This window comes from Nitrosomonas marina (genome assembly GCF_900111605.1).
Lineage (GTDB): Bacteria > Pseudomonadota > Gammaproteobacteria > Burkholderiales > Nitrosomonadaceae > Nitrosomonas > Nitrosomonas marina_A.
In genome coordinates, this window is the sequence record NZ_FOIA01000019.1 from 59,786 (window position 1) to 75,575 (window position 15,790).

Sequence of the window (15,790 nt, forward strand, 5' to 3'; positions counted from 1 at the left end):
CCCCTGTTTTCATTCTTCTTCTTTCCTCTGTATCTTCCGTTTTAACGCTTCAATCTCCGGCTGGTTAAGTGTTTCGGTTTTTAATAATTCTTCAGCTGTCTGGTCCAGCAAGGCTCTGTTGGTCTGCAATATATTAACAGCACGTTCCAATGCATGGTCAATCAACTCACGTACCGTAGCGTCAACACGGTTGGCAGTTTCTTCACTGTATGTACGTGTCTGCGGCATGGGTATGTTCGGTTGCAAAAAGGCGGATTGCTCCCGGTCATAGGCCACATGCCCCAACGCACTACTCATGCCGTAACGCAAAACCATAGCGCGTGCAACATCTGTTGCGCGCGCCAGATCATCAGCGGCGCCTGTCGATACCTCCTTAAAGACAACCTGCTCGGCGGCCCTGCCCCCAAGCAAAACCGCCATTTTGTTCTGTAGCTCAACCTGGGTCATCAGAAATCGGTCTTCTGTCGGTCGCTGGATGGTGTACCCAAGGGCTCCAATACCGCGTGGAATAATAGAAATCTTATGCACCTCGTCGGTGTTTGGCAGCGCCAGCGCAACCATGGCATGACCGAGTTCATGAAACGCCACGACTCGTCTTTCATTAGGGTTTAATAACCGGTTACGCTTTTCAAGACCTGCAACAATACGCTCTATGGCATTGTTAAAATCATCCATCGTGACCGAGGTCGCATTCCGCCGTGTAGCAAGCAGGGCAGCTTCATTGATCAGATTGGCCAGATCCGCGCCTGTGAATCCGGGCGTCAAAGCCGCAATTTGATCGATTTGCACATCGGTATCCAGCATCACTTTCCGGATATGAACCGCAAGTATTTGTTCACGCCCCAGTTTATCTGGCCTGTCAACCAGCACCTGGCGATCGAACCGTCCTGCGCGCAGCAGCGCCGGATCAAGAATTTCCGGACGATTGGTCGCGCCCAACAGCACGATACCGCTGGTAGGATCAAAACCATCAAGCTCTGCCAGCAACTGATTCAACGTTTGTTCTTTTTCATCATGCCCGCCACCAAGTCCGTAAGCGCCACGGGCACGGCCCAGTGCATCAAGTTCGTCAATAAAAATGATCGCGGGCGCCATCTGCCGCGCCTGTTCGAACAAGTCACGAACTCGTGCCGCACCCACTCCGACAAACATTTCGACAAACTCGGAACCGGAAATGGAGAAAAACGGCACGCCTGCTTCTCCAGCGACAGCGCGCGCCAGCAAGGTTTTGCCGGTACCGGGCGGCCCCACCAGCAAAATGCCCTTTGGCGCACGCCCACCCAGACGGCCGTAGCCTGAAGGGTCTTTCAGAAAATTGATGATTTCAACCAGTTCATCCTTGGCCTCATCAACACCTGCAACATCGGCAAATGTTACTTTGGTTTCCTTCTCGACAAACACCTTGGCCCGGCTTTTACCGATTGACATCATGCCCTCACTGACACCACCGCCCATGCGGCGGATAATAAACAGCCAGATTCCGATAAAAATTGCCATTGGCAACAACCAGGACAGGATATCGCGTATCCAGGTACTTTTTACAATACCGCTGTATTCAACGTGATACTTTTCCAGCTCTTCGGCAAATTCCGGTTCTACCCGCGTAGTGACAAACTCCTTGAAACCGTCAGCATGTCGTGTTTTAAGGGAACCGTATATATGCTGGTCGGTGATCGAGATCTTTTCGATCTGGCCCTGTTCAAGTAGATGCTGAAAACGGCTGTAAGGAATCGGTTCGATCTGTGTGTACTGGCTATAAAGACTTTGAAGAAACAGCACACCAAGCACTGCAGCAACAACATACCAGAAATTGATTTGTTCTTTTTTGTCCATGAAGATCCAGATCGGTTTCGACAAACGAAATAATCAAGCAGTTTATGCTAGATCGCACCAAAATATGTATTACACAGCATTTATTTCATTTTTGCTTCCGGTACGATCAATCGTTGGGGCTGCACGATCTCTACAGAAAATATCAGGTTCGCGCGTAAAAACCTTCGTTAATCTATATGAGATGGTCTGAACAGTCGTAATGTTCATTGCTCGTCAATGTTTGACAGGCTGCATATTCAATTCATAAAGAGATATATTATTGCGATCTGGCAGCCATGATAGCGTCTAGATTTTCTTTAGCTTCCTCATTACCCTGGGCTGCTGCCTTTTCAAACCATTCAATCGCTGTTTCTTCGTCGCGGGTAACGCCTTCGCCTACATAATACATCGCACCCAGATTATTTTGTGCGTCAACATGACCTTGCTCAGCTGCTTGTTTGAACAATTCCACCGCTTGCTGCATATCCCGCTCGACGCCTTCACCATTTGCATACAATAAGCCAAGATTAAACTGCGCATCAGCATATCCCTGTTCGGCGGAACGATAAAACCAGCCTGCAGCCAGTTCTGCATCATTATCCAGAACCTGACCGGTTACCGTTTTGGAAACCGCTTCGCCAGTATAGTACATAACACCAAGGCCGTTTTGTGCAACAGGATCACCAGCCTTTGCCTTTTCAAGCAGTTCCTGAAATTTCTCACCTGGTGTTTTGCCGTCTTCAGTACTGCCGGGCAGTATCTGTTCTCTAAGTTCGTTTATTTCCTCCTCTGACAATCCCTCACTTAGAAAAGACGGTAACTCATCCATTGTTGTCACCTCGGTCATTGTCTGAGTCGCTGAATCACCGGCTGATTTATCACCTGATGATTCGCCTCCACAACCAGACAATGCAATCAACGGTGCAACAAGTAATAAAACAGTCTTAATTTTCATTTTGATATATCCTTTACTACTATGGTTGTTAATCAATTCTTGAACAAAAAATCAAGAATAGGTTTGTTAAAATATAATAATTATCCGCCAAAAGCGGTCTGCAGCCTTGAACGCTCAGTGGAATCATCGCGATTCATCAAAAAAAACAGCCATTGTGCATGATAAGCTGTTTAAAATATTTCATCGGGCACCCGCTTTTTTGAGCATTTCAGCAGCTTCACCATGGCGGTAAACATTTGCCAGTGTCAGGGCCGTGGCGCCATTCTCTGCTTTGATATTCACGTCCGCATTGGCCGCCAATAATACATAGATTACGCCGAGATGACCATGCTGCGCCGCCAGCATCAATGCCGTGGCACCGTTCTCCAGCTGAAAATCCACATTGGCTCCGGCTTCGAGCAACATATGCGTTGCCTGTTGATGTCCACCACGAGCGGCGAGCATCAGCGCTGTCATGCCATCGCTGTTTCGCTGCACATTCAAATCAGCTCTGGCAGCCAGTAATTGTTGCATAACCTCCCTGCGGTCTCTTTTGGCAGCCAATATCAAAGCCGTTTCTCCCGTATCCGTCGCTGTGGCATTGACAGCCGCACCCAATGGTAATAGCAATTCGACCAAATGATTTCGCCCGTCCCGTGCAGCCTGAATTAATGCAGTATAACCGTTGTCACCTCGGTATTCTATGTCGGCACCTCTATCAATCAGGCGCTGAACAATTGGTTTGCTTCCTTTTTGTATACCCGCAAAAAATGCTTTATTGATTGTGTCCTGAGATAAATCCTGTTCATCTTCGAGAATTTCTTTGACCAAAGGCACATTACCTTTTGCAGCAGCATTGATTAATACTTCGTCACTTGCTTCGGCCTCTGTTTCAGCTGCCTGCACCCATGCACATGTAAAGCAGATACACAGGCCAAAAATCCAATTAACCAATTGTATATATTGCGGTTTTTGTGTTTTGAAATCAGTCATACAAATACTCCTAAATTTTTTATCTCTACACATCACAAATATTTAATCATTCAATTCATCAACTTACTGCAGATTGAGCGCAGTAGCCAATTAGAAGAACGAAGGAATGAATGACTCGAATTGAAAACCTGTCAAAATGTATATTTTCTTTTTGATTATGGCTTGCTTTTTTTTAACTGTAAATCCATTGCCTTTTGGGAAAATCAGCTTTGTATCGCTTGCTGCCTGTCCTTACAAAAAACATACGCTGGCATTGATCGACGTTCGTGGTCTTATACTGCCGTTTATCTGCCTGACGCAGAAGTTGGTTGATAATCATTGAAACCGCTTGATCCATTTCTGTAATAGCTGGCGGTATCGCCAGTGTTCCACTTCCAGGTAATGGCGACTGGTATCTTTATAACAGATACCTCCGCCAAGATCGAGCTGCGACTCTGCTTTTTGACGTCGCAGCAGATCGGCTGCAGGTCGGCCGTCACGTACCGCAGCTGCATATTGTGCGGCCAGTAACATCTGCCAGTGTACAAGTCCGAACTGACCGCTATCGGGTTGTATCAGCCCTGCTACAAACAGCGAATCATACGCCGGATGGAAAATATTGAGAAACAGTCCGGGCCGGCCACTTTGCCAGTTCAAATGACGCTCGTCAATAAATGGAATGCGAATCAAGTAACCAGTAGCAAATACAATCAGATCAACTTCAACGGACGAAGTATTTACAAAATAAACCGTGTTTCCATCAAATTGTGCAATATCGGGTTTGGGTGTGATATCTCCCTGTACGACATAATATGGCAACAACGAGTTAATGACTGGATGGGTTTCGAAAAAACGGTGATCCGGACGCGGCAATCCCGTTTTTTCAGGTGAGCCAACCAGCAACCGGTACATCATGCTCGCTGCCAGCCGCCGCAGCCATAACGGCAGCTTGAGTGCGAGCATCAGATCTCCGACCTGATCGGCGGGACGGCCCAGTAAATATTTAGGCATGTACCAGTAACCACGGCGCGTACTGTGCCAGACATGATCAGCAACCAGGCTGGCTTCCACCGCAATGTCGCAGCCGCTGTTTCCACCACCAACCACCAGTACGCGTCTGCCACTGAATATATCCGGCGTGCGATACTCTGCCGAGTGCAACTTGCGCCCCGAGAATACGCCGGGATATTCCGGCCATTTTGGATACCAGTTATGCCCATTGGCAATGACGAGAATGTCAAAGCGCCTGCTATGCCCACGTTCGAATGTCAATAGCCATCGGGTACGTGTGTCGTTTTCATTGACCGGTTCGACTTTACGTACGCCTGTTGAAAAATGAATATGCTCGATCAGACCGAAATGATCTGCGTAAGCGCGCAAATACGCAAGTACCAGGGTGTGATGTGGATAATCCGGAAATTCCTGCGGCATCGGAAAATCGGGAAATTCTGTTCCGGGTTTTGAAGATATAGTATGCGTTGTACGATAAATACGCGCACACGGTTTTCCATAATTCCAGTTACCACCCAGATCATCTTCGCGCTCGAATACATGTACTTCAAAACCAAGCGCAAGAAAATGCCGCGCGGCGGCAAGTCCGGAACTGCCGGCGCCAATAACTGCGGCGGTTTTTTCCATGACAGAACGTCGGCTCACAGGTGCTGCTTGCATCGATACTTCAGGATTAAAAATGCTGTTTGGTACAGTGTCGACTGTACCAAAGTTTATAATTGGATGCAAAATAACGATTTCCGTGCATTCTTTTAAAAAAAAAGCTGATTTTTTTCGAGTGCATCAATAACGGTCTGATATAGCAGCAGTCTTGACATTAAACTATCATTTCTGTAGCCTTCGCACCCTTGCCTCGGGTGCCTTGTTGACTACAGTCAACACTAGGTTAAACGGGAAGCTGGTGCGTTCAATTATCGACAGAACAAGTCCAGCACTGCCCCCGCAACGGTAGATGAACGAAGAAAATCTGTATTTAAGATTTTCTTCCTGGTTTGCATAATGTCACTGTGCTGAATTATCACATGGGAAGGCGCAAACCTGGTGTGATTTCCGTTCATGAGTCCGGAGACCGGCCTGAAGTAAATACAAACGTATTGCGGAGGGCAATATTCAGATTTCTGTTTCCAGCTGTTATCTGAGCAGTCTGTTTTCTTTCTCTTCGCGATTAATTAATACCGACAACGCGCGGGCGGCGCGAAGGAAAAAAAATGATAAAACGAAGAATCCGAATACTTTTTTCGGCGACACTGTTGTATTGCATCGCTGCAAGCTCAACTGGCTGGACTTTCAGACATATGCCGACCCATCAGAGAGAACCTGTCACTGTAACAGCAACTCGAACTGCTCAAACACCCGATGCGGTTCTGGCATCAATGACGGTGATTACCCGTAAAGATATCGAGCGTCAGCAGGCACGCTCCGTGCACGATCTATTGCGTGGTACGCCCGGAATAAATATTGTCAATAACGGTGGCCCCGGTAAAAGCACATTTATGCAGATGCGTGGTACCGAAACTGACCATATTCTTGTGTTGATCGATGGAATTAAAGTCGGCAATGCAACATCGGGCACCACACCCTTTGAAAATATTCCAATTGAGCAAATTGAACGCATTGAGATTGTGCGCGGTCCACGTTCAAGCCTGTATGGTTCTGAGGCCATTGGCGGGGTTATTCAGATTTTTACTCGAAAAGGTGACGGTAAACCGGGACTTAGACCAACATTCAGTTTCGGTGGCGGCAGTTTCGGTTCACTGAATGGTTCAGTGGGTCTGTCAGGAAATAACAAGCAGGGCTGGTTCAATCTGACAGCAAGTGGCAGAGGCACCGAGGGCTTTAACAGCTGTTCCGGATCGGCAAGTGCCGGGTGTTTTTCCAGCAATCCTGATCCCGACCGGGATGGATACCGGAATGTAGCGGGATCAGCCAACGCTGGCTACCGTTTCAAAAACGGCATGGAAATAGGACTTAATTTCATGCAGTCGGATGGCAAAACCCAGTTCGATGCCAGCGACCCTTTTCCGGGGTTTATTTCACCGAACAAATCCGAGCTGCAACAACAGGTTTTTGGCGGAACATTCAAATACTCGCCTTTGGAATTCTGGCGGTTCAATCTGATCACTGGCCGGAGCAAGGACTACCTGGACAGTTTTAACGGCCGCATATTGACATCACGGTTTAATACAGTGCGCGATACCATTTCTGTTTTGAACGATTTTACCGTACATAAGGATCATTTACTGACAATCGGCATGGATTATCAGAACGACAAGGTCGACAGTACCGAAGCATTTACCGTCACTTCACGCAGTAACTGGGGCGTTTTTACACAGCACCAGGCAAGTATCGCATCATTTGACAGTCAGCTATCTGGACGTGTCGATCTGAATGAACAGTTCGGAACACGCCTGACTGGCGGAGTAGGAACCGGTTATAAAATTACCGAAGCAATACGCCTGATGGCAAATTTCGGTACAGCATTCAAAGCACCGACATTTAATGAATTATACTATCCGATCTCAGGCAATCCCGACCTGGCTCCTGAGCGATCGCGCAGCCTGGAATTCGGGCTGCGCGGCAGAATGGACTGGGGAGATTGGTCTCTGAATGTGTATGAAACCCGTGTTAATGACTTGATCGCCTTTGATTCCGACTCATTCGAAGTTGGCAATATTAATCAGGCACGCATCAGAGGCCTGGAAGCGGTTTTTAACACGCAGATTAAAGGCTGGGTGCTCAATAGTAACCTTACTTTTTTAGACCCTGAGAATCGCTCTTCTGATTTAAACTATGGTAATGTTTTACCCAGGCGGGCGAAACAATCCTTTCGGCTCAATGCAGATCGTCAGTTTGGCAAATATTTGTTCGGTGCCATGCTTCTGGCCGAAGGCGAGCGTTTTGACGATCTTGCAAATACGCGTAAACTGGATAGCTATGTCAAATTCGACTTGCGTGCAGAATACAAGTTAAGCAAGCACTGGCGGTTACAGGGACGCATTGAGAATTTGTTTGACGAACATTATGAGACAGCCGCATTTTTCAATCAACCGGGCCGCAATTTCTTCGCGATGTTGCGATACCAGCCTTAACAACAAGGAGTAAAGTAAAGCAATGATGTCAATTTCTTCTTCAATACCGTTATCAAACCGGCACCAGTTAATGATTGCATCGGTACTGGCGATACTGATGTTCGCCACACGCGACTATCATTTTTCAACCACATATAACCTGCCAGGAGCCTCCTGGGCTGTGTTTTTCATTGCTGGCATTTATCTGAGAACTGCATGGCCTCTGCTGGGGTTTCTAGCGCTAAGCTGGTGGCTCGACTTTGCCGCATACGCATGGGGCGGCGCCAGTGCTTTCTGTCTGACACCGGCATATGGCTTTCTGCTGCCAGCCTATGCATCTTTATGGCTAGCGGGTCGCTGGTATGCAGGTCAGTATCAGTTTGCATGGCAAACGCTGATACCGCTGGCATTCAGCATGATTGCCGGTCTGTCATTGTGTGAATTATTCTCCAGCGGCGGCTTTTACTTTTTTTCAGATCGTTTTGCCGACACATCATGGGCTGAATTTATAGTACGCTCAATGACTTATTTCCCATTGTACATTAAGTCATTTGTCATCTATACCGGCATAGCCACTGCTGCACATATACTGTTCGTGCTGCTGACTTGCCAGCCAGGTACCCGCAAACAACCTGTTGGTTGACGTATGGCAGGATCGAATGCTGTCGACAAGGCAGCCCGATACCAACAGCGCATGCAGCGACAAAAGCAGGTTGTAGACGCTGCCATTGCACGCGCCGGCCAGGAAAAGGGCCTGTTGCTGATTCTGACCGGCAACGGCAAAGGCAAATCCAGCTCTGCATTTGGTATGGCAGCGCGCGCACTTGGTCACAGTATGCGTGTAGGGGTTGCTCAATTTATCAAAGGCCGGTCGGATACAGGTGAAGAGGTATTTTTCCGGCAGCATGCGGAAGTGACCTGGCACGTGCTCGGCGAAGGTTTCACCTGGGACACGCAGAATCTTGAACACGATTCGGAAACGGCGCGCAAAGGTTGGTCCATCGTACAGACCATGCTGCGTGATGCCGCATACGATCTGGTGATAATTGATGAATTGACATATCCTCTCAAGTTTGGCTGGCTTGATATGGAACTGGTGTTAAACGACTTACGACAACGTCCGCTTATGCAGCATGTCGTGATAACCGGACGCGGCGCACCCGACTTGCTTTGTGAGGCAGCCGACACAGTAACCGAAATGCGGGATATCAAACATGCGTTCCGGTCTGGAATAACCGCACAAAAAGGCATAGATTTGTAACAAACACAGCACAACCCAACTACGCCACCATTTTCGATGAATACACAAACACTCATGATTCAGGGTACCACCTCTGATGCGGGAAAAAGTATGCTGGTAACCGCCCTGTGCCGATGGCTGTCACGCCAGGGAATTCGGGTCGCGCCCTTCAAACCGCAGAACATGGCACTCAACAGCGTAGTGAGTATTAACGGTGGCGAGATAGGTCGCTCGCAAGCTGTGCAGGCTTTCGCTGCTGGTCTGTCGCCGCATACGGATATGAATCCGGTGTTGCTCAAACCAAACACGGACAAAAGTGCTCAAGTGATTATTCACGGCCACGCTGTATCCAATATGCCTGCACATAGCTTCCATCACTATAAACCGATAGCGATGCGTGCAGTACTTGAATCCCATGCGCGCCTCGCTGCCCAGTATGACAGAATTATCGTTGAAGGCGCGGGTTCGCCTGCCGAAATCAATCTTCGTGCTAACGATATTGCCAATATGGGCTTTGCCGAGGCTGTGGATTGCCCGGTAATTCTGATAGCAGATATCGATCGTGGTGGCGTATTTGCGCATCTGGTCGGCACACTGGCTTTGCTTAGTGAATCCGAAAAAGCACGGGTAAAAGGATTTATCATCAACCGGTTCCGGGGTGACATAGCATTACTGAAACCGGGGCTGGACTGGCTGGAAGAATATACCGGCAAACCCGTGCTAGGCGTACTTCCCTATTTACAGGGATTACATCTTGAGGCCGAAGATGCGCTGCCGCACACGCCCGATTTTATAGCACCTGTCGAACAAAAATGCCTACAGGTAATTGTTCCCGCGTTACCACGAATCAGCAACCATACCGATTTTGATCCATTACGGCTGCACCCCCAGGTAAACCTGCAGTTTGTCGGACCTGGTGAAGCAATTCCTGCTGCTGACCTGATCATACTGCCCGGCTCGAAAAGTGTGCGTGCAGATCTTGACTGGTTGCGTAAACAGGGTTGGGTACTGGCCATTCGCAGACATCTTCGTTATGGCGGGAAACTGATCGGTATCTGTGGCGGATTTCAAATGCTGGGCAAGCTGATTCATGATCCTGCTGGACTTGAAGGCGAATCCGGCAGCAGCCAGGGACTGGCGTTTTTTGACATGCAAACGACTTTGCGACCGGACAAGTTATTGCGCAATGTTCAGGGAACACTTGCATGTTCCGGTACCTCCGTCACAGGTTATGAAATTCATAACGGTGTATCCGTATTTAATAAAGAATACAGACCCATGGCTTATTTCTTGCAGGGAACCGATGGCGCGATGAGTGAAGACGGTCTGATCATGGGCGGCTACCTGCACGGTCTGTTTGAATCATCTGACGCCTGTTCTGCGCTACTTAACTGGGCCGGACTCGAAAACTGCAGTCAAACCCCGAATTATCGTGCTATCTGCGATGCTGCGATTAACCGTTTGGCTGACAGTATTGATCAGTATCTGGACACACGCCAGCTAAATCAGTTGCTGCATTTAAACAGTTTGTCTGCTTGATTCACAATAACACAGCAACAAGGCGAAGAGACCGGACACAACCGGCGTCAGTTAAAGTACATCAGCCAGTGCAGCATCCAATGCCGGGTATTTAAAATGAAATCCAGCTTCCTGTAAACGCTTGGGTATGACCCGTTGACTACCCAGCAGTAACTCAGCCCTCTCTCCGAGCATTAATTTTAGAGCCCATTCAGGCATGGGTAATAATGCAGGCCTTTTCAGTTGTGTAGCAAGCGCATGAGTAAAATCTCGATTGGTGACTGGATTAGGCGCAGTCAAATTGAAGATACCCTCAAGCGTATTGTTATTCAGCAATGTTTGACACATGGCCACATAGTCATCCATATGTATCCAGGACATCCATTGACTACCGGTACCAATCCTGCCACCGAGGCCCCATTTGAACGGTTGAATCATCGGCTCCAGAAAACCGCCATGCTTACCAATAACCAAACCGGTGCGGAGCAAACAGACACGAACACCATGAGCTTTTGCCGCTTCTGCTTCATGCTCCCAGGCTGCGCACAAACGATGGCCAAAATCGTCGCGACCGACAGAAGATTCATCAAGTAGCGTATCTCCCTGATCACCATAAAAACCAATCGCCGAACCGCTTAACAGGACGTTTGGTTTTGTTTTCGCACGCACCATGTAATCCAGCAGTTGCTGAGTAGTTTTTAGTCGGCTGTCCAAAAGCACCTGCTTGCGCTCATCAGACCATCTGTGCGCAAAGATTGGAGCGCCGGCAAAATTAAAGATAGCATCAAAATGATCATCTTCCTTTAAATCTCTAAGCGAGTTGATCTGCTCTAACTGATCGCCAAAAATAGATTTGACTTTATTGGGATAACGGCTATAAACAGTAATCGAATGTCCCTTAGAAAGCAGATCGGGACACAGTGACTGACCAATAAACCCGGTTCCGCCCGTCATTAGAATATTCATATAGCATCCTTTTCATAAATGGTCTTTCACAACTCTTACTATAGAACGGTAAGATACGTCAGGTTGGCCTTTCAGCCCAATCATAAAACGGCTGCAGCATTTGAATTTCTTCTTCTCGATAAAGTTGAAATTTTGTTACTTTACAGGAGAAAATTTTGAACTTGCTGCCAATTGAATGCTTCAAATAAAATGTCATTATGACAAAATATGCGCAAAGTTTAAAACAAATACAGCACATCGTGACAATTTCATTCAATAAGGGCCATATATCATGAATTCTCTATCGACACATCTGATTATAGTAATTCTTTCATTATTTTTCAGCACATTGGTTTATTCTTCAGACTATAAGGACGAGGATTTCGATGGTGGAAAAACATTGATGCTGGAAGCTATTGACCATGCGAAAACGGCAAAATCTCATAAAGCACACGCACATCATATTCATGAACACGCGAAAGAAAGCCTCAAATATGTTAAAAAAGCCGAGATTGTAGCGATTGAACAAAACAATACTGAAGGCAGAGTACATATCACCACTGCAATTCAGCATCTTGTCAAAGCGATCGATCAGGCTGATGATGGACGCTCACGCATTGCGATTGAGCATTTATCCATTGCGCTAGAAGCTATGCGACAATTTACCGAACATCAACACTAAATAACTGATTATAAAATTCCAAAAAATCAATCATTATAAATAGCATCTCCCTGCTACCCCACCAAATCTAATGCCTGAAAATTTCCGAACAGTTTTATGCTGATGATTTCAGCACAAAACTGTTCAGTTATGTAACATTTCTTTCCCGTCTGAGAAACAGATGGATGCTCATTTCATCCTTCCATCAGCTCATCTATTCATACGATATTACTCAGCCATCTCCATATCTGGCTCTTAACAAGAAGCATTTGATTATTACTTCCAGCATTAAAATACACTCCATTGCACCAGCACAAATTTTTGTCTAGGAATTGACAAGATACTGAATATTAAATTTTTTTATCAATCAAAAAAATACGAATACAAAGGTACTTTTGTTCTCGGTTTAGATAAATTCAAAACAGCCGTTAAGTCTCATACAAATATTCTTTAGTTAGGAAATATTATTAAATAAGGCACTGATAAAGGCAAATCCATTGGGAAATGGAGGCGCAAAGCTACCGGTCTTGACCAGACAGCGGGGCTGCCAGATACCAAAACCAAAAGTAAAGACTTCGGAAAAGCGTTCGTCGCAAAAATAGATAACTACGGACACTAGCTGGTTCTGTTAAAGAATGCCGGCAATGCGATGTCGGCTAACAGTTTTTGGATGACAAAACGCTGAACTGCGAAATCTTAAAAATTTCTACGTTTGCATTGAGAATCTGCGCACCCTCTTCTTAGCTTTCTCCTCTCAATTTTTTCATAGGTTTGCACAATTTTTGCCTGAAACACTTCGAGGAGAAATTAATGCAAATGCAGGCTGGCCGTTATAACCATTTCAAGAATAGGTATTCTTTATTTAATGGAATTTTCAAGTACTTATTTTTATTTTTATTATTCGCGGTTCTGGAGTTACCTCAGGTGTATGCTCAAGAGGCCATCGTCTATTCCCGCTGTGAACGGACATCGGATTCATTCGATCTGACTGCCAATGTTACCATCAACGGTCAATCGCAAACGGTGACAAGAACCATGACCGGTCTCGACATCTACGACGTACTGCCGGATGTCACCAATTTTTTCTCGAACTTCAGCGCCCCTTGCGATTTGGTTTATCGTGATCCTAACGGAGTTGAAACTGTCATTTTCGACTGTTCGACCACTTCAACACAATCAAATGCTTGTGCAGCGCTCGATGCAGCAGTTTCTTTTGACGGCAACACAATCGCTTTTTCCGTTTTTCGCGGAAGCCTGACCAATTACCGTGAGCAGATCCATTCGCAAGTTGTCCATCCGGATGCAGAACCCAAAAACCTTGGATATTACGATTTGCCAAACAAACGGCTGGTTACAACGGGCGCACATCTGCATTTTTATACCGTTTCAACCAAACAAATAAAAGTCATGCCGTTTAATACAGGCGTATACGACTCAGGCCCGGCGTTCATCAGCAATCAGCGCATCGCATTTACTTCGACCAGGGACGACCATACCAGTACAGTCGTCTGGGGCACCACCGAATCAAGAAAAGGCACCCGGATCTGGACCGTGGATATCGATGGTAAAAATCCGGATCTGGCCAGTCACCATTCACTGTCGCAGGAACAGCACCCGTTTATGCTTAGAAATGGCCGACTGGCCTACTCAAGCTGGCAGATATTCGGCGGCCTGCCGTTTCGCTACACAAATAACAGTGCAGGCAGCCACACCACAATCGACAATCTGTTCCACATTTACGCACAGGATCCCGATGGTGCGAAAAACTTCCCGATCTACGGACAGCACAGCGGCGATCATACGAAAAGCTATTTTGGCGCAGACCACAAGGCTGCACACTTTATCACCCAGACATCCGATGAACGAATCTGGTTCGCCGATTATTACCGCGGGAACAATAATGCACTCGGGCTTCTTGTCGGTGTCATGCAGGAACCCGAAGGGCAGGAAGGTATAGGGCCACATGAAGCCACAAGTCATGCTGATCTCTATGTCCCTCGTGATGCCATTAATTTCGCTGCCTGGTCACATAGCGATGATATGCCATCTTATACTATGGGCAGATTTGGAACCCGGCAGGTCAACCATCCCAATTACGCTGATCCGTTGCCTTATGCCGGCAAACTCGGCCATCCGGCAGCATTACCGAATAATGGCCTGATGATGGCATGGGGTAAAGGTGCATGCAGTACGGTGGCCTATAATTCAATTTATGCAGAACTTGGCAAAACTGCACCACCCCTAACCAGTGGTTCAGGCAGCGGTGTTGCAATGAATCTGGTCACCTCACTGAAAATGGATACGCCGGGGTGCGACGTCGGACTCTATCGCGCCACACAGATTCCGTCTCAACACCCGGGCGACCTGGAAATGGTTGTCGATTCAAAAGACTGGCATGAAATCATGGGACGCGCCGTGGTGCCCTACGCCAATATTCACGGCGTCGATCATCCCGACATCATCGAAAGAGCGGATGTGCGCACCAGTCATCCAAGCCTGGAAACCGGCACGCCTTTCGGTCTGCTTGGCGCCGCTTCCATTATCGATCGTGAGACCCATCCCATGGACGGCATTCATTTTGCCGGCGAACATCAGTTCAATCTCCAGGGCACCGACACCATTGACTACACCGACGACGATCTGTGCGGCGTACGCATTCTCGGCAATATGCCCAACCGGAACAGAAATACTGTTTATGAAATTGCAAATATAGCCGGCGAACGTGTAACGATTCTCGGTGAATTTCCGGTATTGAACCGTCAAGCCGACGGCAGCCGTGCGATTGACGCCAGCGGCCATCCCGATACCAGCTTTCTGGTGCGAATGCCTGCCAACACGCCGTACCTCATGCAAGGCATCGATTGTGACGGGCGCACGCTCAACACCGACCAGACCTGGCAAAGCCTGCGCCCCGGCGAACAGAAAACCTGCAATGGCTGTCATGTCCATTCCAGACCGGGACGCACGCAATTCGAAACCACTTTTGCCGCAAAGTCCGGATATACCATTCCACGACTCGGTGAAGGGACCGTGCCACTGCTCGCCGGCAAATCCGGCAATACCGTGCAAACACGCACGCTGCCCGGTTACGGTATGCGCATCGAGTTTACGCGCGATATCAAGCCCATTTTCGACCAGCACTGCGCTTCCTGTCACAGCGGCAGTTCACCTGCGGGCGGACTCGCGCTCAATAACACCGGCGGCGCAAATAACAAGCCCAATACAACCTGGTGGTGTCTGGTTGCCGATAAAGATCAAAGCTGCGTTGCCCCAGCAAATCAAATCGCAACAGGTGCAGGTTTTACAGGCATGAGTTTCAGGCGCCCACAGTTGACACGCTACCTCCGCGCATTCAATTCGCGCGGCAGCCTGCTCTACTGGAAAGCCGCGAATCAACGCACCGACAACCGCACCGATGGGCAGTTTTCGGATGATATCGATTTTGGCGCCAACCATCCAACCTCGATTTCCGCCAACGAACTGGCGATTCTGTCGCGCTGGATCGATATCGGTGCACCGGGTGGCGGTGCAACCGAACTTTACGATACACAGAAACCGACGCTGCATCTGGCATCGGCCGATAGCGGCAGCGTATCGCAACTGCGCGTCGGCACTGTCGATCTCGGCAG

The 15,790-nt window shown here is 47.8% G+C and carries 10 protein-coding genes, 1 pseudogene and 2 riboswitches; of the genes and pseudogenes, 6 read left to right on the plus strand and 5 right to left on the minus strand.

Annotation, left to right across the window (positions count from 1 at the left end; all coding sequences use genetic code 11):
- Positions 1–9: 9 nt before the first annotated feature.
- The 4 genes from ftsH to BMY62_RS09800 form a co-directional block, all read right to left on the minus strand.
- Positions 10–1,833, minus strand: a complete 1,824-nt coding sequence (gene ftsH, locus BMY62_RS09780) for an ATP-dependent zinc metalloprotease FtsH (protein WP_090659082.1) — start codon at positions 1,831–1,833, stop codon at positions 10–12.
- 256 nt (positions 1,834–2,089) lie between these two features.
- Positions 2,090–2,767, minus strand: a complete 678-nt coding sequence (locus BMY62_RS09785; RefSeq protein ID WP_090659084.1) for a tetratricopeptide repeat protein — start codon at positions 2,765–2,767, stop codon at positions 2,090–2,092.
- A gap of 180 nt (positions 2,768–2,947) precedes the next feature.
- Positions 2,948–3,739 (minus strand): ankyrin repeat domain-containing protein, encoded by a 792-nt coding sequence (locus tag BMY62_RS09790; RefSeq protein ID WP_177170352.1) that lies wholly within the window; start codon positions 3,737–3,739, stop codon positions 2,948–2,950.
- Positions 3,740–4,054: 315 nt separating this feature from the next.
- Complete coding sequence (locus tag BMY62_RS09800) at positions 4,055–5,389, minus strand: flavin-containing monooxygenase (protein ID WP_143058788.1); 1,335 nt, start codon at positions 5,387–5,389, stop codon at positions 4,055–4,057.
- A gap of 178 nt (positions 5,390–5,567) precedes the next feature.
- Positions 5,568–5,821: riboswitch (cobalamin riboswitch) on the plus strand.
- Between the two features lie 116 nt (positions 5,822–5,937).
- On the opposite strand from BMY62_RS09800, the gene btuB reads away from it, so the two are divergent.
- From btuB to BMY62_RS09820, 4 genes are read left to right on the plus strand one after another with little or no spacing between them, the layout of a single operon-like run.
- Positions 5,938–7,818 (plus strand): TonB-dependent vitamin B12 receptor, encoded by a 1,881-nt coding sequence (gene btuB / locus BMY62_RS09805; RefSeq protein WP_256207546.1) that lies wholly within the window; start codon positions 5,938–5,940, stop codon positions 7,816–7,818.
- Between the two features lie 22 nt (positions 7,819–7,840).
- Positions 7,841–8,440 carry a hypothetical protein gene (locus BMY62_RS09810; RefSeq protein ID WP_256207547.1) on the plus strand — a complete coding sequence of 200 codons (600 nt, stop codon included), beginning with the start codon at positions 7,841–7,843 and terminating at the stop codon, positions 8,438–8,440.
- A 3-nt stretch (positions 8,441–8,443) separates the two neighbouring features.
- The gene (cobO, locus tag BMY62_RS09815) at positions 8,444–9,058 is read left to right on the plus strand and encodes a cob(I)yrinic acid a,c-diamide adenosyltransferase (RefSeq protein WP_090659093.1); all 615 of its coding nucleotides are present in this window, start codon (positions 8,444–8,446) and stop codon (positions 9,056–9,058) included.
- Positions 9,059–9,094: 36 nt separating this feature from the next.
- Positions 9,095–10,576 (plus strand): cobyric acid synthase, encoded by a 1,482-nt coding sequence (locus BMY62_RS09820; protein WP_090659095.1) that lies wholly within the window; start codon positions 9,095–9,097, stop codon positions 10,574–10,576.
- A gap of 51 nt (positions 10,577–10,627) precedes the next feature.
- Here the strand turns inward: BMY62_RS09820 and BMY62_RS09825 are convergent, their stop codons facing one another.
- A complete protein-coding gene (locus BMY62_RS09825; RefSeq protein ID WP_090659097.1) occupies positions 10,628–11,521 on the minus strand; it encodes a TIGR01777 family oxidoreductase in 894 nt (297 codons plus the stop codon).
- Between the two features lie 271 nt (positions 11,522–11,792).
- Between BMY62_RS09825 and smbP the strand changes: the two genes are divergently transcribed.
- Together smbP and BMY62_RS09840 are read left to right on the plus strand one after the other, a co-directional pair.
- A complete protein-coding gene (gene smbP / locus BMY62_RS09835; RefSeq protein ID WP_090659100.1) occupies positions 11,793–12,182 on the plus strand; it encodes a small metal-binding protein SmbP in 390 nt (129 codons plus the stop codon).
- A gap of 456 nt (positions 12,183–12,638) precedes the next feature.
- Positions 12,639–12,713: riboswitch (cyclic di-GMP riboswitch) on the plus strand.
- A gap of 372 nt (positions 12,714–13,085) precedes the next feature.
- Positions 13,086–15,790, plus strand: a pseudogene (locus BMY62_RS09840) (hypothetical protein); the annotation flags it as partial.

Excerpts from the sequence above, each read along its gene's own strand:
- BMY62_RS09810 (WP_256207547.1), top strand. The coding sequence starts at position 7,841 with ATGATGTCAATTTCTTCTTCAATACCGTTATCAAACCGGCACCAGTTA.
- BMY62_RS09820 (WP_090659095.1), top strand. The coding sequence starts at position 9,095 with ATGAATACACAAACACTCATGATTCAGGGTACCACCTCTGATGCGGGA.
- BMY62_RS09785 (WP_090659084.1), bottom strand. The coding sequence starts at position 2,767 with ATGAAAATTAAGACTGTTTTATTACTTGTTGCACCGTTGATTGCATTG.
- BMY62_RS09800 (WP_143058788.1), bottom strand. The coding sequence starts at position 5,389 with ATGCAAGCAGCACCTGTGAGCCGACGTTCTGTCATGGAAAAAACCGCC.
- cobO (WP_090659093.1), top strand. The coding sequence starts at position 8,444 with ATGGCAGGATCGAATGCTGTCGACAAGGCAGCCCGATACCAACAGCGC.
- ftsH (WP_090659082.1), bottom strand. The coding sequence starts at position 1,833 with ATGGACAAAAAAGAACAAATCAATTTCTGGTATGTTGTTGCTGCAGTG.
- btuB (WP_256207546.1), top strand. The coding sequence starts at position 5,938 with ATGATAAAACGAAGAATCCGAATACTTTTTTCGGCGACACTGTTGTAT.
- BMY62_RS09825 (WP_090659097.1), bottom strand. The coding sequence starts at position 11,521 with ATGAATATTCTAATGACGGGCGGAACCGGGTTTATTGGTCAGTCACTG.
- smbP (WP_090659100.1), top strand. The coding sequence starts at position 11,793 with ATGAATTCTCTATCGACACATCTGATTATAGTAATTCTTTCATTATTT.
- BMY62_RS09790 (WP_177170352.1), bottom strand. The coding sequence starts at position 3,739 with ATGACTGATTTCAAAACACAAAAACCGCAATATATACAATTGGTTAAT.